19 protein-coding genes are annotated in these 19,693 nt (G+C 42.7%); 6 read left to right on the top strand and 13 right to left on the bottom strand.

What is annotated here, in order from left to right; translation table 11 throughout:
* The first annotated feature begins 192 nt into the window (after positions 1-192).
* The 4 genes from OO184_RS22915 (at position 193) to OO184_RS22900 (ending at position 5,364) form a co-directional block, all read left to right on the top strand.
* Positions 193-1,164, top strand: coding sequence for an isopenicillin N synthase family dioxygenase (locus OO184_RS22915; RefSeq protein ID WP_265381158.1), 972 nt, complete (start codon positions 193-195; stop codon positions 1,162-1,164).
* A gap of 33 nt (positions 1,165-1,197) precedes the next feature.
* Positions 1,198-1,938, top strand: coding sequence for a hypothetical protein (locus OO184_RS22910; RefSeq protein WP_265381157.1), 741 nt, complete (start codon positions 1,198-1,200; stop codon positions 1,936-1,938).
* A 172-nt stretch (positions 1,939-2,110) separates the two neighbouring features.
* Positions 2,111-3,631, top strand: coding sequence for an MFS transporter (locus OO184_RS22905; protein ID WP_265381156.1), 1,521 nt, complete (start codon positions 2,111-2,113; stop codon positions 3,629-3,631).
* An 89-nt stretch (positions 3,632-3,720) separates the two neighbouring features.
* The gene (locus tag OO184_RS22900) at positions 3,721-5,364 is read left to right on the top strand and encodes an OPT/YSL family transporter (protein ID WP_265381155.1); all 1,644 of its coding nucleotides are present in this window, start codon (positions 3,721-3,723) and stop codon (positions 5,362-5,364) included.
* Between the two features lie 7 nt (positions 5,365-5,371).
* Here OO184_RS22900 and OO184_RS22895 read toward each other — a convergent pair whose 3' ends face one another.
* Complete coding sequence (locus tag OO184_RS22895; protein WP_265381154.1) at positions 5,372-6,397, bottom strand: AraC family transcriptional regulator; 1,026 nt, start codon at positions 6,395-6,397, stop codon at positions 5,372-5,374.
* A gap of 506 nt (positions 6,398-6,903) precedes the next feature.
* Between OO184_RS22895 and OO184_RS22890 the strand changes: the two genes are divergently transcribed.
* The gene (locus OO184_RS22890) at positions 6,904-7,611 is read left to right on the top strand and encodes a HAMP domain-containing protein (protein ID WP_265381153.1); all 708 of its coding nucleotides are present in this window, start codon (positions 6,904-6,906) and stop codon (positions 7,609-7,611) included.
* A gap of 178 nt (positions 7,612-7,789) precedes the next feature.
* On the top strand, positions 7,790-9,280 hold the full coding sequence (locus OO184_RS22885; RefSeq protein ID WP_265381152.1) for an insulinase family protein: 1,491 nt from the start codon (positions 7,790-7,792) through the stop codon (positions 9,278-9,280).
* Between the two features lie 42 nt (positions 9,281-9,322).
* On the opposite strand, the gene OO184_RS22880 is transcribed toward OO184_RS22885, so the two are convergent.
* The 12 genes from OO184_RS22880 to OO184_RS22825 form a co-directional block, all read right to left on the bottom strand.
* Complete coding sequence (locus tag OO184_RS22880) at positions 9,323-9,529, bottom strand: 2-hydroxymuconate tautomerase family protein (protein ID WP_049584069.1); 207 nt, start codon at positions 9,527-9,529, stop codon at positions 9,323-9,325.
* 54 nt (positions 9,530-9,583) lie between these two features.
* Positions 9,584-10,567, bottom strand: coding sequence for an inner membrane protein YhjD (yhjD, locus tag OO184_RS22875; RefSeq protein ID WP_265381151.1), 984 nt, complete (start codon positions 10,565-10,567; stop codon positions 9,584-9,586).
* A 167-nt stretch (positions 10,568-10,734) separates the two neighbouring features.
* Entirely contained in the window at positions 10,735-11,832 is a 1,098-nt protein-coding gene (locus tag OO184_RS22870; protein ID WP_049584071.1) for an NAD(P)/FAD-dependent oxidoreductase, read from the bottom strand.
* A 3-nt stretch (positions 11,833-11,835) separates the two neighbouring features.
* Positions 11,836-12,207 (bottom strand): cupin domain-containing protein, encoded by a 372-nt coding sequence (locus OO184_RS22865; RefSeq protein ID WP_139180499.1) that lies wholly within the window; start codon positions 12,205-12,207, stop codon positions 11,836-11,838.
* Complete coding sequence (locus OO184_RS22860; protein ID WP_074524899.1) at positions 12,207-13,244, bottom strand: ABC transporter substrate-binding protein; 1,038 nt, start codon at positions 13,242-13,244, stop codon at positions 12,207-12,209. Before OO184_RS22860 ends, OO184_RS22865 begins: the two co-directional genes overlap by 1 nt.
* Positions 13,225-13,797 (bottom strand): DUF3291 domain-containing protein, encoded by a 573-nt coding sequence (locus tag OO184_RS22855; protein WP_074524900.1) that lies wholly within the window; start codon positions 13,795-13,797, stop codon positions 13,225-13,227. Before OO184_RS22855 ends, OO184_RS22860 begins: the two co-directional genes overlap by 20 nt.
* 6 nt (positions 13,798-13,803) lie before the next feature.
* Positions 13,804-15,369, bottom strand: a complete 1,566-nt coding sequence (locus tag OO184_RS22850) for a class I tRNA ligase family protein (RefSeq protein ID WP_049584074.1) — start codon at positions 15,367-15,369, stop codon at positions 13,804-13,806.
* A 26-nt stretch (positions 15,370-15,395) separates the two neighbouring features.
* On the bottom strand, positions 15,396-15,794 hold the full coding sequence (locus OO184_RS22845; RefSeq protein ID WP_265381150.1) for a cupin domain-containing protein: 399 nt from the start codon (positions 15,792-15,794) through the stop codon (positions 15,396-15,398).
* 23 nt (positions 15,795-15,817) lie between these two features.
* Entirely contained in the window at positions 15,818-17,110 is a 1,293-nt protein-coding gene (locus tag OO184_RS22840; RefSeq protein ID WP_049584076.1) for a SidA/IucD/PvdA family monooxygenase, read from the bottom strand.
* A 30-nt stretch (positions 17,111-17,140) separates the two neighbouring features.
* On the bottom strand, positions 17,141-18,412 hold the full coding sequence (gene ectB, locus OO184_RS22835) for a diaminobutyrate--2-oxoglutarate transaminase (RefSeq protein WP_049584078.1): 1,272 nt from the start codon (positions 18,410-18,412) through the stop codon (positions 17,141-17,143).
* A 44-nt stretch (positions 18,413-18,456) separates the two neighbouring features.
* Positions 18,457-18,939 (bottom strand): GNAT family N-acetyltransferase, encoded by a 483-nt coding sequence (locus OO184_RS22830; protein WP_265381149.1) that lies wholly within the window; start codon positions 18,937-18,939, stop codon positions 18,457-18,459.
* A gap of 3 nt (positions 18,940-18,942) precedes the next feature.
* On the bottom strand, positions 18,943-19,693 hold a 751-nt coding region (locus tag OO184_RS22825), incomplete at its 5' end, for an EamA family transporter (RefSeq protein WP_265381148.1).

Below are 19,693 nucleotides of genomic sequence, written 5' to 3'. Positions count from 1 at the left end.
ACGCTATTTTCTGATTTCTCCTTTCAAACACGAACTGAGGCAACTCATTCATTACACGTATAAAAATCCCTGATGGGATGAAATATCCATTTTCTGGGACGGAATGCTTACCCTGTAAATATTCTTATGATTTATATTCTAAAGGAGAGAATTCATCATTATTTGACATTGAGTCGTCAGGGAGAGTCATGTATGAAAAGTTTTGAGAAAATACCTCATATTGACCTTGCGCCGATATTTACCCATACAGATACGGGATTATTGTCAGTTGCTGATCAAGTTCGCCAAATATATACAAATGTGGGGTTTGCTTACCTTATTAATCACGGCATATCAGAAGATTTAGTACAAGCCACTTTTCAGGCAGCAAGAGATTTCCACAATTTACCACTGAATAAAAAATTAAAAATTCGTCAAAATAAGTTCTTTCGGGGTTATATGCCTAGGAAAGCATCTCGATTTGAATTATCTACTTTGGAAAAAGCAAGTAAGCCTAATCAAAGTGAGGCATTTATTATTGCTAATGAAGTATCGGAGGAGAGTGAAGATTTTAAACTAGAACAAAACTTAGCTGGCCCAAATCAATGGCCCGAAGATATGCCGGAGTTTAAGGAGACGATCACCACATACTATAAATCTATGCAGGCTTTGGCGAAACGGATGGTACAAGTTTTTGCAATGGCGTTCGGCCTGAGCCCCGATGCATTAGATAATTATTTCAGGGAACCGACTATTTTCTTGAGGCTTCAATATTACCCGGAACAGCCAGACATCATTCCTGAAGACCAGTATGGCATTGCCCCGCATACGGATTATGGATTTTTGACCTTATTAGCACAAGATACGGTTGGGGGACTGCAAGTCAAAAATCAAGAGGGAGAATGGATTGATGTTCCACCTGAACCGGGTTCTTTTATTCTAAATAGCGGAGATATGATCAAATGGATGACTAACGATAACTTTATTTCTACTCCCCATCGGGTAATAAATCGCTCTGGAAAGAAACGGTATGCTATCCCTTTCTTTTTTGAGCCAAGTATGCATGCTGAAATAGCTCCATTAGATATATTTAAGGATGCTAATAATCCAGCAAAATATCCTCGTATTGAGTATGCAGATCATCTTATGACGAGAATAAAGTCGAATTACAGTATTGGTGCTTAGGAAATAATAAAGCTTCAATTTGGAGGCAAGAATATGGCTAGTTACACCTTCTTTTCAAAAGCTGCATTCAATGTTGATAAAGAAAAAACGGCCTTGTCGGGTAGCAAGGTCATCTTACTTATCAGTGTCGGCCAAAAATATCACGAAGGCGATAAACTCGCAGCAACAATTGATTTGATTAATAAGAGTGGGTTTTCTTCATGCACAATCGCGGTAGCTGATACCTTACAGCGGCATAATTATTTGGGAATGAGTTATGAGGCAGCTTATCGTTTTACATATGAATTGGGTACTTCCTGGATCGCTCGAAATTCTGAAATTCTCGCCGCACTCTCGATTCCCAATAATATTCTCCGCTGGGATGAGGCCTTAAACGATATATCATATTTAGCATTTCGAGAAGATATAGAGGGATTATATGCCAATGATCCTGCTTATAAAGAGGCAATTAACGAAACCATAGGCATATTCATTGATCGAATGGTAAAGCGGAACCCAGGTATTGATACCGTCCAGGCGTTCATACATTGTTTAAATTATCTTATGGAAGAATGTCCGGTAATTATGCCGATTTGGGCAGCTAAAGGTTATGATTTCGTCATCTACCCACAACCAATGACTGTGGCTATGAATGCTACACGTGAGCGTTTCGTTATTGAAAAAGATCCTGGAAAAGAACGCTGGTTATCTCTACGCTTTAAGAAGCGGTCTATACCAAATTTTCTTAATAATGCATTCCTTCAGGAAGACGCGATTCATTGTATGGTGGAATAAATCAAAAAGACATGAAACATCAGTAACCTGATAGATATGAAATAAGGAAGATAAGGTCATAGTCTGTCCTTCCAGGAAATTCCCGGCACATGCTAAGCCAATATTCAAGCTTGTTTCAATGAGGTTCCGGGAATTTTTTAGATGAACTACTGAACACCGTGGAGGCTATTTGATGATTTTTTTCTCAGAGAATCACAGAAAGTGGTGGGTTTTGACTGGTGTGAGTATTGCGAGCTTTCTTGGTTGTATTGACTTTACTATCGTCAACACGGCTTTGCCCGCAATCAGAGCGGATCTTCATGCTACAGTGGCTGAACTCCAGTGGATTATCAATATTTTTCTTTTGGCACTATCGGCTTTCATGGTTGTGATGGGGCGTATGGCCGATATCTATGGTCGTAGACGCATACTCTACCTTGGCGCCATATGCTTCGGACTCGCATCACTCGGTGCTGGACTCGTTACCAATATGAACTGGCTTATCGCTTTTCGATTTGCTCAGGGGGTATCTTGCGCCGTCTTATACACAGCCTCTGGCGCCATAGTTTCTAATGCTTTCCCTGAGGAGGAGCGTGGAAAAGGTATCGGTTTGCTCTTTGGGGTTAATGGACTTGGACTGGCAATTGGTCCAGTAATAGGAGGAATCATTGTTAGCACTCTGGGTTGGCGTTGGATTTTCCTGATAAACGTGCCATTGATTGTCTTAAGCCTATTAATCTGTACGGTTAGCGTCAAAGAATCCAGAAATAAGGAGCAAGGGACCACATTAGACTGGGGGGGATTGATTTTTTTGATCACAGGTCTGTCGGCCTGCATTGTTGTCCTCAGCTTAGGTAGTGAATGGGGTTGGCTGTCATTCTCCACACTAGGTCTTTTAATCATATCGGTCGTAGCGTTGATCATGTTTTATCATATTGAGCAACGGGTCTCTTCGCCTATCCTTCAACTCCATCTGTTTAAAAACCGGACTTTCATTGGTGCGGCTATAGCCAATGCTGCGCTGGCTTTCTTTTACTGCCTGGCTTTTTTCCTGATGCCTCTGTACTTACATACGATAAAGTCTCTCCAGGGATATCAGATAGGTATGATGTTGCTTCCTACTACGGCGATGGTTGCTCTTCTTTCTCCGATTGTTGGTCGGCTTACTGACCGAATGGGAGTCAAAATAATACTCGTCAGCGGCTTTTTATTTTTTGCTATTTCAGCATTCCTTCAAACACTCTTTTCCGAATCCAGCAGTCTATTCAGTATTGCTATTGCATTTACATTTATGGGTATTGGTTGGGCTTGTGTATTGGGGCCATCCACAGTGGCGGCGCTTTCATCTGTACCAGAACGTATGGGAGCGGTTGCTATGGGGTCGTCGTGGACGGTGCATAATATTGGCGGCGCTGTAGGTCTTGCTTTTGGTCTGCTACTTTATCAACAAGTTGCCACCAGCAGCTTATTACTTAAATTAGGCGCATTTGGCGTGGTTCCTGGTCAGTGGGTGGAGAAAGTTATCGCTGAACCAGAAGGGGCTCTTTCAGCTTTGCATCAGCATGCTGGTCTTGACCTTGCAGATGCACTGAATGTTTTTCATACGTTCTTTATTGAGGGATACCGTGCGGCAATGGGGTTGTTGTTAGCCATCTCTCTGTCAGTTTTGTGTATCCTTTGGATGACATTAAAACGGCAACAGCCGAAACAATAGATTAAAAAATCAGTCTAAATTGAAGATAGATGATGAAACAACAGAGAGACAGTGACTATTACCAACTTTGAAAATTAGGGGAGAGCGCCGTGGGGAAAGAATCAAATCATCAGAGTATGACGAATATCTCATCACCTCATCCACGGGCGTTTTCTCCATTAATGTTAGTTGTATTGATTCTGGTCAGTTCTCTCGGATCAATAATTGGTATCCAAACACTTGTCACTCTGGGTGTCACACCAAGCACATCTATAATCGGTGCTTTAGTTGCTATGGCTATTGCGCGACTCCCAATCTATCAATTCACGCTTTTCCGTTCTGTTCATGCACAAAATTTGGTGCAAACCAGTATGTCCTCTGCCACTTTTGGGGCCGCTATCAGCCTTCTAGCCCCGCTTGGTATCGCGCACGTCATGGAGATGCCTGAACTCATTATGCCGATACTGGTAGGAGTAAGTTTGGCTATGTTGTGGGATGCTTTCCTACTGTATCGTATGTTTGACTCCCCGGTATTTCCGGCATCAGGCGCTTGGCCTCTTGGGATGGCTACCGCTGAAGTGATCAAAACCACTGATCGGGGTGGTTATCGGACGATCACATTAATCTGTGGAGTGATAAGTGGGTTTATCGGCAGTTTTTTAGGTTTGCCAATGTCGGCTGCCGGTATTGCTTTTATCGGGGGTTTTGCGGCGATGATGTCATTCGCGGCTGGACTGCTATTGGCTCCCGGTCTCTATATTGTGTTTGCATTGGATATTAGTACCCTGAGAATGCCGGAAGGGATTTTGGTTGGTGCTGGTATGGTAGCAGCTTTGCAAATTGGCTTTTCCATGTACAAGCGGAAGAAGACACACATCACTACCCCCGCCGGTTGTCATCAACATCAGATTGATCAGCCTGGTACCTCATCTTTTCGGGCTTTACTTGGTATTGGCAGTTTGGGCTATCTGCTTTTGGCTATGATACTTGCGCTAGGGACGGGGTTGTTTGAACAACTTAGTTTACCTATGTTGATTGGATTTGTGGTATTTGGCACGATCTCAGCACTACTTCACGAGCTCATCGTGGGAATCGCAGCCATGAATACCGGGTGGATGCCTGCGTTTGGTGTAGCGCTACTATCATTGGTAATTGGTATCTGGATTGGTTTTCCAGTAAAGGCCTTGGTCGTATTAACAGCGTTTACATCGGCAACTGGGGCTGCATTTGCTGATATGGGCTACGACCTTAAAGCAGGATACATATTGAGAGGTAATAATCGTGATCCCATATTTGAGCAAAGAGGACGGCAAGAACAAATGATCGCAGGCATGTTAGGTTTTGGCATAGCGATTATAGCTGTTCTATTGACCTGGCATGATTTGTTCGCTCGTAACCTGTTTGCCCCAGTCAATTTGGCTTATGCTGCGGCTATTAAAACAAGTATAGATCAAAGCAACTTAATGAATTTCACCGGCTGGGTCATATTGGGCGCGCTACTACAGGTTATTGGCGGCGCTCGGGGACAATTAGGTATCATGCTTGCAACAGGACTATTGATAGCTAAACCTACCGTTGGCTGGATGGTTCTCCTTGGGTTGATTTGTCGTTTATGGGTAAAACGAAAGTATCGCAGCCACCCTTCCCACGGACTGGAATCTTTCGCGGGCGGGATGATTGCAGGAGATGCTCTTTGTAGCATAATGCTAAGCGCCCATTCACCCGCAGTGGGGCAGAGCACAGGCAAACATTAATCAACAATCAACGAGACCGTAGCCAAAAATCGCCACTAGGCTTCAAGACAGATGAATTTTCATCGGTGGGAAGAACTATTCTTTTCGTTTCGCTTGGAGAATAGCTAAATTTCCTCTTATAGGCACGCGCGAATTGAACAGGACTACTGAACCCATACTCATAAGCCAAGTCAGCAATACGTTGACGTGGGGTGATTTGGGAACTCAGAATTGAATGAACTTTAGATAAACGTCGTGAACAAATGTAACTTGCTACACCGCCTACTGTTTCGAAGAGCCGATATAAATGACTCCTGGAAATACCGATTTGTTCACAAATCTGGTTAACGTTTAGTTTATTTGAATTAAGATTTTGATCGATATAGTGTCTGATCCTGTTGAATAAGGTCGTGTCAATTGCAGTTTGTGCCTGAATAATATTATCTGGAGTCGCAGAAAGCGTTGCATTCAAGAAGCCCAAAGTCGCTTGCATAACCTGTGGCATATCGTTCTTAGGAAAGTGGGGAGCATGTAGAAAGAGTGCTCTAATATGTTCTGCAAAAAGCTGTCCCAGGCTGTGACTTAAAACTGCCCCATGAAAATTAGCCGTTGTTGTCGGGAGAAGATCTCGAGGAACCATCAACATGATGACCTCGCCTTCGGCAATGCTCAAATTATATGATTGACCTAAATCGATAACAGCCAATTGTGAAGGCCTTATCTTGGCTTGGCGGCTAGCATCATTATAAATCCACGAATCAGAAAGGCTAAGGCGAAAATAATAATGGTCAAGATTATCCTTGCGAATCTTATCTAATGAACGATAAGCAAAGTTATTGATTGTACTCTCGCGCTTGCTAAGGAAACGCCAACGTCCAAGCATCAACTCCCCTAGATGCATTCCACAGAAATTAGCGTCTAAGATAGTAATTTCACGCATTTTTAGCGAAATATTATGATGCTGATGCTCTTCTCGCCAGGCATCAAACCGTTCAGCTTTAGAATAGGAGCGTGCTGAAAAACGATAGGGGTATAAATCTTCAAGATCACTCATACACACCATCCTTTCACACAAGGTTAATCACATAAGGTTAATAGTGTCACGTTGAGGGTCAGGACATACACTGAATTACTGTAGTTAATATATGCTTATCCGAAATAGGTACATATAATAGATATAGTATAAATTTAAACTTTCATTACGTTTTGCTTAATGATGTTGTGTATGAAGTCACTTTTATTGCATATATGGTATGAACTTATCGTGCTGCCCTATTTTATACACGACTTTATGCAATTACCTGCTACGTATCTCACTAAAACCTGTTTCAATACAGTTGGTTAAATCATGACAACATAACTATTGGAATGGGCCTTGGACAGAGTAAGTGAAGGTGGATTGCCAGGGAAAGTTACAGATAGCCATTAAAGGTAATTATTTTAGCAAAATAACAACTTGGATAAGTGAAACAAGATCGTTAACGATAAAATCAAGTATACTCAAGTCCATTGATCACGTGTTATAACTGCGATATCCACAAGCATTGGTTTAAAGTGAAAATGAAATTGCGCGTCAAACGTTCGTTAACCATTAAACAGATGGCCGCAGTGACCGGCGTCACGCTAGTGACCATTGCTATTTTTATTACGATTCAATTGTGTCATTTTATACAGCAACGTAAAGATGATTATATCAGCCAGCTTAATAATGCGGCAGTGCAGGTACAGGCGCCTTTAACGGAAGCACTACTTAATTCCGATCTCAGTAAAGCAAAAGAGTTGCTGATAGGGCTGCGTACTGTAGGTATTTTAGGACGGGCAGATGTGGTGTTGCCGGAGGATATCCGGGTGATACGATTGAGCTTTGCTACCCATCGCCCAATCCCCGAACTGGCGAAACGAGTTTTTGGGATCCCTGTGGAAGTGAGTATTCCTCTGCATGTTTATGGTTCAGTATCGACAGATGCTAAACCGCTAGGGCATCTGATTTTGCAAGTGGATTCCAGCCGAGTATATCGTTTTGCTATTAATACGTTGGCGCTGATGCTGACAACTTATTTATTACTGGCCCTTATCCTTACGGTGTCGATAAGCTGGTGTATCAACCGGATTATTGTGCACCCATTACGTGACATTGCGCGGGATCTTAATAACGATCAACCATCAGAGCCAATGGCTTGCCCTAAATACCATCAGGATGATGAACTGGGTCTGCTGATCAGGGGATATAATCGTCAATTTAATAAGCATAAACCTCCGTCATCATGAAACCATCCGTGGCGGTTTGAGGTCTAATCCTCGGTTATAATCCTAATAGGATTTCGCCTGCTAAAATTCAGGTTTTTGCTTTTTCTACCGTTATTATTGGTCGAAGGGAACATATTCTGTCATCAATGGTTAAACCTTCGAGGGCTAAAACCAAGGATAGACATCTATAGGGGTTCACATGCAGGGTACGAAAATTCGATATTTTATTGGTGGGATAATGCTGGCAGTTGCGGGCCAGACGCAGGCAGAAGCCTTGCAGCCTGACCCTGCCTGGAAACAAGGTAAACTGGAAAACGGTTTTAACTGGCAAATTTTGCAGACGCCACAACGTCCTAACGACAGAATACAGTTGCGCCTGGTAGTGAAAACAGGGTCGCTGGCGGAGAAAACCCAACAAACGGGTTATACCTGGTTGATTCCGAAAGTGGCGCTCTTTAGTAGCAAAAGCTTATCTTCTACTAAATTAGAGCAGCTATGGAACAGTGCTATTGATCCAAAATATCCGCTGCCTCCGGCAATTGTTTCATATGATTTCACACTTTATAGCTTGAGCTTGCCACATAATCGGCCTGAACTACTAAAAGACGCGTTGAACTGGTTGGCTGATGCCGCGGGCAAAGCGGTATTTACACCTGAGACACTACAGCATGCTATGAAAATGGCTGATACATCCGTCGCAACCTATCCACCAGATATACAAGATCCCGTGTGGCGTAGACGTTTGAAAGGTTCAACGCTGTTAGGGCATGATCCGGCGCAAAACGCGCATCAGCCTATTGATTTGGACAAGCTTAAGCAGTTTTACCGGCAGTGGTATACCCCTGACATGATGACGTTATACGTTGCAGGCCATGTGGATAGCCGTACTCTGCCGGAAAATATCAGCCAAGCGTTTTCATCATTGAAAGGTAAACGCCATACTCCGGCCACTATCGCAGCATTGTCACCAATGAAACCGGAGACTATAGGGATTATCAGCGATAAAAAGAAAGAAGATACTTTATCTCTGATTTGGGATCTCAATTGGCAGCCGATTAATGATTCACAGGTGCTTAATCACTATTGGATCAGTGATATTACCCGTGAGGCACTTTATCGCTATCTGCAACTTGGGCTGGAAAGAAAAAATGATAAGGCATTGAAATTGGGGCTGGATTGTAAAGTCCAGTATCATCGTGCGAGTTGCGCCCTGAATCTCAACACGGCAGCGGGTAATCTAAAACCTGCAATGGAGTATTTGGCGGCTGAATTGGTCACACTACGCGATAAAGGATTGCCGAAGGGGCAGTTTGATGAGCTATATGCGCAAAAACAAGCACAACTCAGCCAGTTGTTTGCCATGTATGCTCATACCAGCACGGATATTCTGATTAATCAGCGTCTTTTGTCCCAGCAGAGCAATGTGGTGGATATCGCCCCTGAGCAGTATCAGCGTTTGAGGCAAGCATTTTTGGCTTCATTGACCCCTGAAATGCTGAATCGTGAGTTGAAGCAGATCCTTTCACAAGAGGTGGCATTTATTCTGATTCAACCGAAAGGGGAAGCGGAGATGGATGTCGACCAGTTAAGGAACAGCTTTAATCAGATTATGTCGCTGACACCCCATAAGGATAAAGTTGATATTCCGGCACAGCCACCGATATCTAAGCCTGATGTAAAAGCGTCTTAAAGCGGTAAAAGGGCGGGTAGTGCCGCCCTTCATCATTGGAAGCTACTTTTTAGCCTCAGCTCTAATCTCAGTCACATTCTTACCGCCGATTCCCCAGTTATCAGTATCGACTTCATCAATAATGACAAAAGTTGTCGCCGGATTTTTTCCTAATACATCGACCAATAACTGAGTGGCTCCTTCAATTAATTGTTTCTTTTGTTCTGCTGTAGCACCTTCACGAGTAATTCTGATATTAACAAACGGCATAAACAGCTCCTTCTCATTGGTTATTATTGGCAGATTCGCTCTGCCAGGGCATATTTATTCGGTATTATTATCCGCAGTGGCTATCCAGGCAGCGCAGAATAGCGTTAAGCGGGCGAAGAGATAGAAAAATGTCATCAGGCCGATAACAGAGCCAAATGCGGCGCCAGAAGGGGAATTAGCGAGTCGAGGTAACGTCATGGTCATAATATATTTGATCACTTCGAAGCCGATTGCTGCCATCAATGTTCCTCTCAATAGCGCTTTACGTTCTGGCTGGTGGCGAGGCAACACCCAAAATAGCCATAGGAAAAGCAGATAGTTGGCTGAAATAGAAATGGCCAATCCAATCAGGAACCAGGATGGACGCAGCCATTCAATGCCATCTAACCCTAGCATTTTAACAATGGTTGCTTGGGCGGAGCCTGCGATAGAGGTCAGTGATAGCGTGATTACCAGTGCTAATAATAGCCCAATTAGGGAAATGGCATCACGAAGATATTTAAAATAGATTTTCTCGTTGTCTTCCTGATTTCGCACCCAGACAGGATGAAATTGGGCAAGAATGGCCTGACGTAAATTACTGACCCAATTCACCCCGGAATACAGCGCAATTGCCAAACCGGTTAATCCCACGGTAGTACGTTGTTTAATTGCTGTATCGACACTATTTTTCAGTGTATTGGCAAGAGTCGGATCACTAATACTGTTAGCGATGCCGTTAATTAGTTTTGCCAGCAAATCGGGATTAGAGGCCAGAATAAAACCGGCAATAGCGAAAGAGAGCATCAGGATTGGGATAAGCGATAAGAAGGAAAAATAGGTTATTGCGGCGCCAAACTGATTACCCATCCGATCATTAAAGCGCAGCGTGGCACGGATAAAGTGAGCAATAATAGGAATATTGCGGATATAATTTCCTACTCTGACTGTCAGAGAAATCGCTTTTTTGCCGTGGTGAATGCCTTTCTCCAAAGGTGTTCTGGATAACCTTTTCGGCTGGTGTTGGGCTGTTTCCTGTTTTTCTGCACACTTTGGCATGTAGAGCCTCAATGACGTTAAATAACCTACTATCTTATGATGCCATTGTAAGACAATTATTAACAATTCATCATATATCGGTACTTAGGTATTAAAATGTTGAATAAAGACTTTTTTCAAAGTTGGGATTTTGTGGACCAGATTTGTAGGCGCAGATAAACGTTAATTTATAGTTTGTCTGAATTGTTCTTAATGCAAAGGGACTGACCGAATAGGCGTTTAGCTAACTGCTGACTGAATTCACGTGCAGCCCAAGGAATATATTTGGCTCCCCTTCCGGAGAAACCACTGAAGATCGCAATAGAGCGATCCGGCGGACACTGCATTTCTGGCAGATAGTTAGTTGTGTAGCCATCATATCCATTTCGTCCGTCTACGACGGTACTCTGACAGATAAGAAGCTGATTTGCCATTTGGTGATGACGAGCGTTCGCTTGTTCTGGCTGCCAGTGAAGTTGGTCGGGATTCGAAGCATTGTATTGCGTAGCTCCACCCACAAAGAAAAAAGAGGAAGACTCAGGCCGAAAATAGCCTCCTGAACATTCATCAATAATGCACTGTTCAGGTACATCAGATTTCATACTTTGTAGACAACTGAGAGGGATGGTTCGACTGAAGATTTGACTTTCAGGATATAGTTGTGGCGTGTAAGCCCCAGCCGCAATTACTGCCAGCCTGGTTGGGAGCTTTGTATCTATTCCGGTGATCACCTCAACTCCGCCCGAAATTTCTCGCACCGCTTTAACTGGTGAGCCTTCGAGAATTTCTACACCATGAAAACGAGCTTCATCAATGAAAATCCGAGCAGCTTGACGAGGATTCACATACCCGCCAAGCGGTTCCCACAACGCAATGCGCTTGCCGGAAAAGCAGTGACGTTGCAGCGTTGGAAAGCAATGGGTAGATTCGACTTCACTTAACATATGAATGGGGTACGCATCGGAAGAGAACTCAGTAATACGCTGACGAGCTAGGGCCTGATGTTCTGCTTTGAGCAAGTAAACCAAGCCACAGCGGGTAAAAACATCGGGATGCGTTGCTGCGATCTCACTCCATACCTTAATGCCTTGGATATTCTTTGTCATCAGAGCATACAGTGGATCATAGACGCGTATTATCCCTCGTGAATGCACCGTTGCTCCTCCGGCACCGGGTGCTGTAGCTTCTAGTAGCAAGATTTTCAGTGGTAATTTGCTGCACCAAAATGCTAATGCACTACCAGCCAACCCTCCCCCGACGATAATGAGGTCCCATTGCGAAGCCATGTCTCACCCTCTGTTTTGGATGTTGTTGCCCCCAATAGGGCCAAAGAAAATCACCCATGTTCTAAAATCGCTACTGAACGATTCAAAGCGATGATCAACATAAGCGGGAACAAATAGAAAATCTCCAGCAGAGAAATTGACATAAGCTTCTCCCCGACGGAAAACACCATGACCAGAACTGACGATATAAATTTCGTCCCTGTCATGTGGTGTTTGAGTATCGACTTCGACAGGAGAAAATAGTTCAACGGAGAGTTGTCCCCTTTCAAACAACACGGCAAAAGGCTGTGGTAGGCTAGGAAGGTAGGTTGCTGTTTCAGACTCATTGATATGTAAAATATCGTCAGGAATATTTGTATCGGATACTACACTCATTATGCATTGCTCCCGGTATTCAAAATAGGCAGATCATTCTTTGAAATTAGTCCCCATTTTAGTCCCTGTAACTCCCCTTGTGGTGAAAGGGTCAGTTCACCATAAGGGGTCTGCCAGCATTGCTGACGTAGATGCATTATTAATGCTTTTCCTTGCAGATGTGGATTGTGCCGCCAACTGTCGCATAGAACCCGAATAGCCAGATAACTAGTAAAGAAATAAGCTCCCGGTTGTTTTTTCGATAGTGAGAAAGCTCTGCTAATTAACTGATATTGAGTATGCTCTAGCATATTGCTACCATAATTAATAAGAAAAGGCACAGTAATATTTGGATGTGTCAATTGTCGTATTGCTGGGCCATATGCATCATCCGATAAAATGATTTTTGCCACAGGAGAAAAGGCATATCGCTGCATTAACCCGAAGGAAAACTCTTGACTGCCCAACAGATAGACGACATCACTTTGTAAAGCCAACTGTATAATCTTTTCATCACCGATAGCAGGCGAAATAGACAGATAAACGTTAGCCGTGATATTCATAGACGCCAGCGCAGCACTCAACTGATCAGCAAGACGTTCTCCATAATTATGCTGTTGTGCCAAGATCAAAACCTGATCATCAGTGGAACAGCACGCGATAAGACACAGTAACTGTTCATCATCACGTCCAAAAAAACGCAGCGTACTTCGCTTCTGGCGACATAAGTCAGGGTGGGAACTTCCTGGTGTGATAAAGGGAAGTTCGTTGGCTTCATAGAGGGGGCTGGCCGCTAATGCGGTAATGCTACTGAAATGTCCCACGATCGCATGACTGCCCGCTGAAATCACTTCTCGGGCCGCCTTCTTTGCTTGTCTGGCTTCCCGCCCATCGTCGAAGTAACGCAGCTTGACAGATATCCCTGCGTCGTTGACTGCTAGCAGTGCCGCCACCAATAAATCTTGCTGATTGGGACCATTACTTTCACTGAGTGAAAGCTGGTGGCAATCATTGCCACCATGAAGGCAGTCGGCTTGGTTAATCCATTTTGGTAGCATCTCTGTTTTCCTGGTTCACTCCACCATGCAATATATAAGGCTCACCTTGAGCATCAAACAACTGTTTGAAGGTAAATGCATAGGGTGTAGTGCCATAATCGTGTAAATACTCAAGTCGATGACATGCCTCACGCCAGCATGGTTGGTGATTATCAGGCACCCACCAGACGACGTAGATAGGCCAGTTTTGTTTGCCAAACCAGTTTTTGCGAAGCTGTAATGCCTTTTTATGTAATGGTCCGTAATAGGCGAATTGATAAATACTTTCTAGATCGCGCCAAAGAGAAAGGGTCTGCGCCTGTTTAGTATGACCATTGCTTATCCCATCAAGGTAAAAGCGTGGCACTGCAAAAGGACCCCATCGTCCCCAGTCTTTCTGGTAATTTGTCATCCAGACAATATCTTCCACTGGTTTGGCCCGGTCAATAAATCCTTCCGACTTTTCTGCTTCAAGGAAAACGTCGGGGGTGCGATCATCAAACTCCTGAACCTGTATATCGCCATATGGAGCACGAAGTATGGAAAAGGTCATCAGGCAAGCTTTGGAAGTCATACACTTTTAACCCCTTTTGTCTAGGTGGATCACTGGTGTGGGTAGAAAAAATGACGAAGGTAAATCACACAGGTGAAGAATATCTGTGGTATTCAGCGTCATCTTGTCTATCCCCGTTAACAGATGGAACAATTTTTCACTACTCTGCGGCATTAAAGGCCAGGCAGCCTGTGAGAAACATTGCAGTAACCAGCTAACTCCCCGTAGTGTTTCTACATCATGATATTGGGATAATGTCATCTCAATAAATTTCATCAGATGTAGTAAGTCTTCCGCTGCTTGTCGCAAATGAAAGCGTTCTAAGGTGTAGCTAGCTAGAATCCGTTGACGGGCAGATTCGCCAATTTGGCGCCATGTTTCTGACAGCGTCGGCAGTGGAGTGACATTGGTCACCATTTTTTGATTCCATACCGTAGTAATGTTTCTCCAACTCTTTTCCAGTGAGTTGTCAAGCACTTTTATCATATCTGCTTCATTAAAGTTGGCTTTTTCAAAACCAGGAGCATTAAACGCCGCATAAAAGCGAATGGCATCCACGCTGTAACGTTGCGCCAGGTCAGATGCCCACACGATATGATTGTTACTGGTAGAGAACTTGGCATGATCAAAGTTATAGAACTCATTAATCATCGTTGCCCAAGGTAGCCAACGTCCGCTATCAATTTGCGATAGCATGGCGACATGCACCACAGCGTAAAAATAGGAGTTATCAAAGCCGAAGAAATTAATGGGTACTGGAAAATCATTTAGTTGTGGATCTTGCTCAATAGCTCGTTGATAACTGAACAACAACTCCGCCATAATTTCCGGCCAGGCATTGATCACCTGACCAGAGAAATCAGTATGTGCTATGGAAATCCCCCAATTTCCCGGCATGGTGATCGGAAAATCTGGCAGAGTCATAGACAGGGCATCTTCTGCAAGCCACTGGTAGCGTTGACGGAATCGTTTGTTTTGCTGATAGAATTGTGTAATTGGCTGGCGGAAACGTTCCAATTCGAGTACTAATACCTCTTCGTGGCGAATTGTCATCTCTGTTGACCCGTTATTCGTCACATGGGGCTTAATAATGGTTTCAGCATTCGTCAAGTTGCCACAGGCTTCACAGATGCCACATTTACAGGTGGCTAAACAGACCGGACAGTAACCTGAAATACCCGCTTCATCATGCCAGATTTGTTCTTTTTCACTGTAAAAGAACGGAAAACGTTTTTTAACTAAAACACCACGTTGATAAAGTTGATGGAAAAGATTCCGCACCCAAGTTACTGCTTCCTCTTCCGGTGAAAAATAATCGGCTACATCAATATGATAGAGCTTAAGGGTTTTAATAATATCATCAGTCCAGTAACGGTGCAGTGTTTCCGGATCGCATTGCTGACGTTCGGCTGTCACGCGCACATAAGACTGATTAATATCACTGTAACAGGTTACAAAGCTGTGTTGGCCTTGCAAACGTGTTGCTCGGGCAAATACATCACCTGCCAGAAACGGTCCACTCATGTGCCCAACATGTAGCCCGCCGTTAGGTGTTGGAGGTGGTAATGTGATAATAAAACCGGTTGGTGTCATTTTGGCTGCCTTAATTTGATCATCATTTAAAAAACGGAATCAGAACTACCACTCATATCCCAGTAAATATCTAACATTAAAAATGGGATGTTTTCTGAATGGTTACGTAACTGATGTTCTGAAAAACGTGGCAAATAGACCACATCACCATAGGATATGGTGGTTGTTTCTCCATTGATGAATAACTCTGCTTCACCGCTGATAACAATAAATGTCTCTTCTTCATCATGTGAATGCCGATCAACATCTTTACCGGGTTCAACCATCACCCAGATACAGCCAAATTCAGTAAGTGGTCTTTGTGTGTTGACTCTTCCTTTCCAGGGAAATAACCGTCGGAGTTTACAGTTATATTCATCGGTATACAGGATATCTGCTTTACGGCGAATCAAGGTTTCAATTTTGCGGTTGGTTACCTCTGACATATCATTCACCCATTCTATGGTTTCTATACCTGGTTTGTCAGAAAATGCTCGATTTTCTCTGCTATTAACCAGGAGCGAATTGAAAGCAAACTGAATGAACCTGCGTCACCAAAACCATGAGTTGATTCACATAAGCCATTGAGAAAAAAAGGTGATAACGGTTTATCATTGCTTTCTAAACAATAATCCCGCGCCACATGCAGAGATCCATCTTCTCGGCGCTTAAAATGGTCAGCTATATTGGAAAGTAATGGATGATTACGTTCCTGGTTTTCCTCACAGCCCATATTTCTGAATCCGGTGGCAAGAATTACGCCATCAACCTGTAATTTCCTGACTCTGCCAGAAATTTTATTTTTATAACGAATTTCTATGCCCGATTTATTCTCTGTAACTTGGGAAATATCGGTCATATTATGCAGCGTAATACGTTCTCGTCCGTCCAGTTTTTGCTCATAAAGTTTCACATAGAGCATTTTAATTACATCGTGATCCGCAGAGCTGTAATTACTACGCCACAATTCACGAGTAAGCGCTTTTTGCTGTTCAATATCGAGCTGATAAAACTCATCAATAAACTCTGGAAAATAGATATGTTCAGTAAAAGGACTGACATCTTTGAACTGATAAGAATAGCCTCGGAAAATATTATGTATCCGTAGATGTGGATAACGAGAGGAAAGATCCAATACCAATTCTATGGCACTCTGGCTGTTGCCAATCACTGCAACAGATGTTAAATGACTTTTTGCTTGCCATTGCGACAGTGCTGAGCTTGCACGGGTAAAATGGACTATCTGTGATGAATGACACTGCTCGAATTGTGGTGGAATATAGGGTGTCCTTCCTGGCCCAAAAGAAACCACTTTCGCATGCAAAACTCTTCCAAGACTGGTTTCGATCCGGTATTGTTCGGAAAAAGTGTTATCTAGCGTAATGGTGATCGCTGTTTCACCATAACTCACCCAGCGATCGAAATGACGCGCCACCCAACGTACATAGCGGGCATAATCTTTTCTTAAAGGAAACTCTAACCCAAGATTGAGATATTCAAACAAACGGTTTTCGCTTTTCAGATAGCTAAGAAAACCGTAGGGACTGATGGGGTTACGAGGAGTGACAAAGTCACGCAATGGGTTATGCTGTATATCCGAACCAGCCAGTAGCATTTCAGGTTGCCAGTCTGGAGCGGTGTTACTTTCCAGAAATAACACTGAATCTGTGATTTGCTTTTCTTCTAATGACACAGCAAGGGAAATATTACCCGGTCCAAACCCTATACCGATCACATCGAATTCTTCAATAATATCATTCACGGGCTCACCTTTTTTGATGGGTATCGTTGTTTAAGCATGCCTTAATGATTGAATAATATTTCGAGTCGCCGCGATGATTCTCTCTGCTCCTTCCTGTAACTTTTCATTTTCAATGGTTAAAGGAGGCATACACTTAACGACTTCGTCTTGTGGTCCACAGGTTTCAATTAGGAGTTTTCTTTCGAAAAGAGAACGACTAATTTTTTTAGCCAGAACCGAAGCAGTAAATTTAATTCCTACCATCAATCCCTTGCCTACAATAGAGAATGGAGTGCCCAGATCTTGTAGTTCGGACTGAAAAATAGTTTTCAGAAACTGCTCTTTTTTCTTTATCTGCTGTGAAAAGCTCGTGTCTCCCCAGTATTTCTTCAGAGTTACTGTTGAGGTGATCATGGCAAGATTATTGCCACGGAAGGTACCATTGTGTTCACCAGGGTACCATTTATCGAGATCTGGAGAGATAAGGTTGATTGACATGGGTAGCCCAGAACCGCTGATCGATTTTGAAATGCAGACGATATCTGGCGTAATGCCAGCTTCTTCAAAGCTGAAAAAGTTTCCTGTCCGGCCACAGCCAGCCTGGATATCATCAATAATAAGCAGAGATCCAATTTCTTGGGCTAATGTGGCGAGACCTCGTAGCCAAGCTACAGAGGCACAGTTGAGTCCTCCTTCACCCTGAACACATTCCAAGATGAATGCAGCGGGCAGATCAATACCACTGCCAGGCTTACATAACATATCTCTAATGAAACTTAATTGTTGTCCAACATCCGTGATGGAAAATTGATCGTAAGGCAGTCGTAATATCCCTGGTATTTGTAGGCCAATAGACCGTTGCTTGGCAGGGTTTGCTGTAATGGAAAGTGAACCCAGTGACATGCCGTGGTAACCGCCAGAAAAACAGGCGATAGTGTGTCGTCCAGTAACCTTACGTGCCAGTTTCAGTGCGGCTTCAATGGCATTAGTTCCAGTCGGTCCGGTGAATTGAACTTTGTATTGCAAATGTCGCGGCGTCAGAATATATTCGTGTAAAGTGGTAAGGAAGGTCTCCTTGGCTTCGGTATGCATATCTAGCCCCTGAAGAATACCATTTTCATTTAAGTAACATATTGCCGCTTCAATCATGGAGGGATCGTTATGCCCATAATTGACAGAACCCGCCCCGGCAAGAAAGTCTAAATATTCATTACCTTGTTTATCAAATAATAAGGCATTTTTACCTCGTGAAAAAATAGAGGGAAAATTCCGACAATAACTTCTGACCTCAGATTCTATGTTTTCAAAAACGGAAAAGTTCATAAGCAACCTCTGTTATATAAATATTTCTTGGTAAAGGTAGAATACTAACAACATTCAATTTGATAATGATACCAACTGGTTCTATCAGCCAAGAAGCTGTCATATAACCGCTGAGCGGTTGTGTTATTTTCCTGAGTTGTCCAGTTCAGGGAAAAATATTTCCCTTGCTGTTTTGCCCATTGTAATGCGTGTAAAATAAGGCTCTTTCCCACTCCTCTGCCACGATAATCTGGAATAACATATAAATCATTTAATAATGCATTTTCAACTGCATTAACACTGGAGAAAGTATAATAAATTGTTGAAAAGCCTATAGCATCATCTTTTTCATTTAGACAAAGATATTGTCGGCCTTTTTCTTTATTGTGGATAAATTGAGAAAAGAATAGACTGTTCTTTTTCTCATCAGGCTCACTGACATCATAAAATCTTTGATAATCTGCTACTAGTTTCAATAGATTGGAAAAATTTTTCTCATCCACAGGTACTATTTTCCACGGTGTTTTGACGTCAGATATTTGTGTCATAGATTATTCCTCTTGCTGTAATTGTTGTTTCACTTTCTCTTCCTGATTTTTCTCTATCTTTAAACCAATAAATGAAATGATTATCACACTAATAATCGCTATTAGCGAGTAGATGGAGAATTCCAGACGACTATCAAATATTTGGAAAACAAATACAAAAAGCGGTGTTAACAATAATATATAAGAAACTTGTACAGGAGGAACTAAAGTAATACCCTTCTGTAGCATAAATAGAGGGATCACATTTCCGAATATAGCAATAATCATGAATTCAGTCAGATGTGTGTTAAAATCAGCGGTCAGGTCTTTACTGAGATAAAACGATACGATGAGTAATAAGAAAAATCGCATTGACATTAATTGATAAAGATTAAAACCATTATCGTAGATTTTTTTTGACACGACATTAATGATAGCCATACAGAAACCGGTTAATATTGCCATTATAAAGCCATGAATTAATTTTCGATTTTCGACATTTGTGAGACCAGAGTGTCCTTCCGATACAGTATACCCGACTAACAGCATACAGATGATGGTGAAAACACTGACCAGTAATTTGACAGATGTTAAGTTTCTCATTTGCTTTAATAAAAAGACAGAGACAATTAACGTAGCTAACGGATTAATCCCGTACAATGTTGCTGCTGTAAGCGCTGGTTCCATATACCGCAATGAAATATATAAAAAGAGCCACGATCCAAGTGTCGCAGCATTAAGTATGAGGAAATACATTATGTTACGTAAATTCAAT

This window comes from Photorhabdus aballayi, assembly GCF_026153155.1.
In the GTDB taxonomy this organism is placed as follows: domain Bacteria; phylum Pseudomonadota; class Gammaproteobacteria; order Enterobacterales; family Enterobacteriaceae; genus Photorhabdus; species Photorhabdus luminescens.
This window is presented reverse-complemented; position numbering and strand designations above follow the sequence as displayed.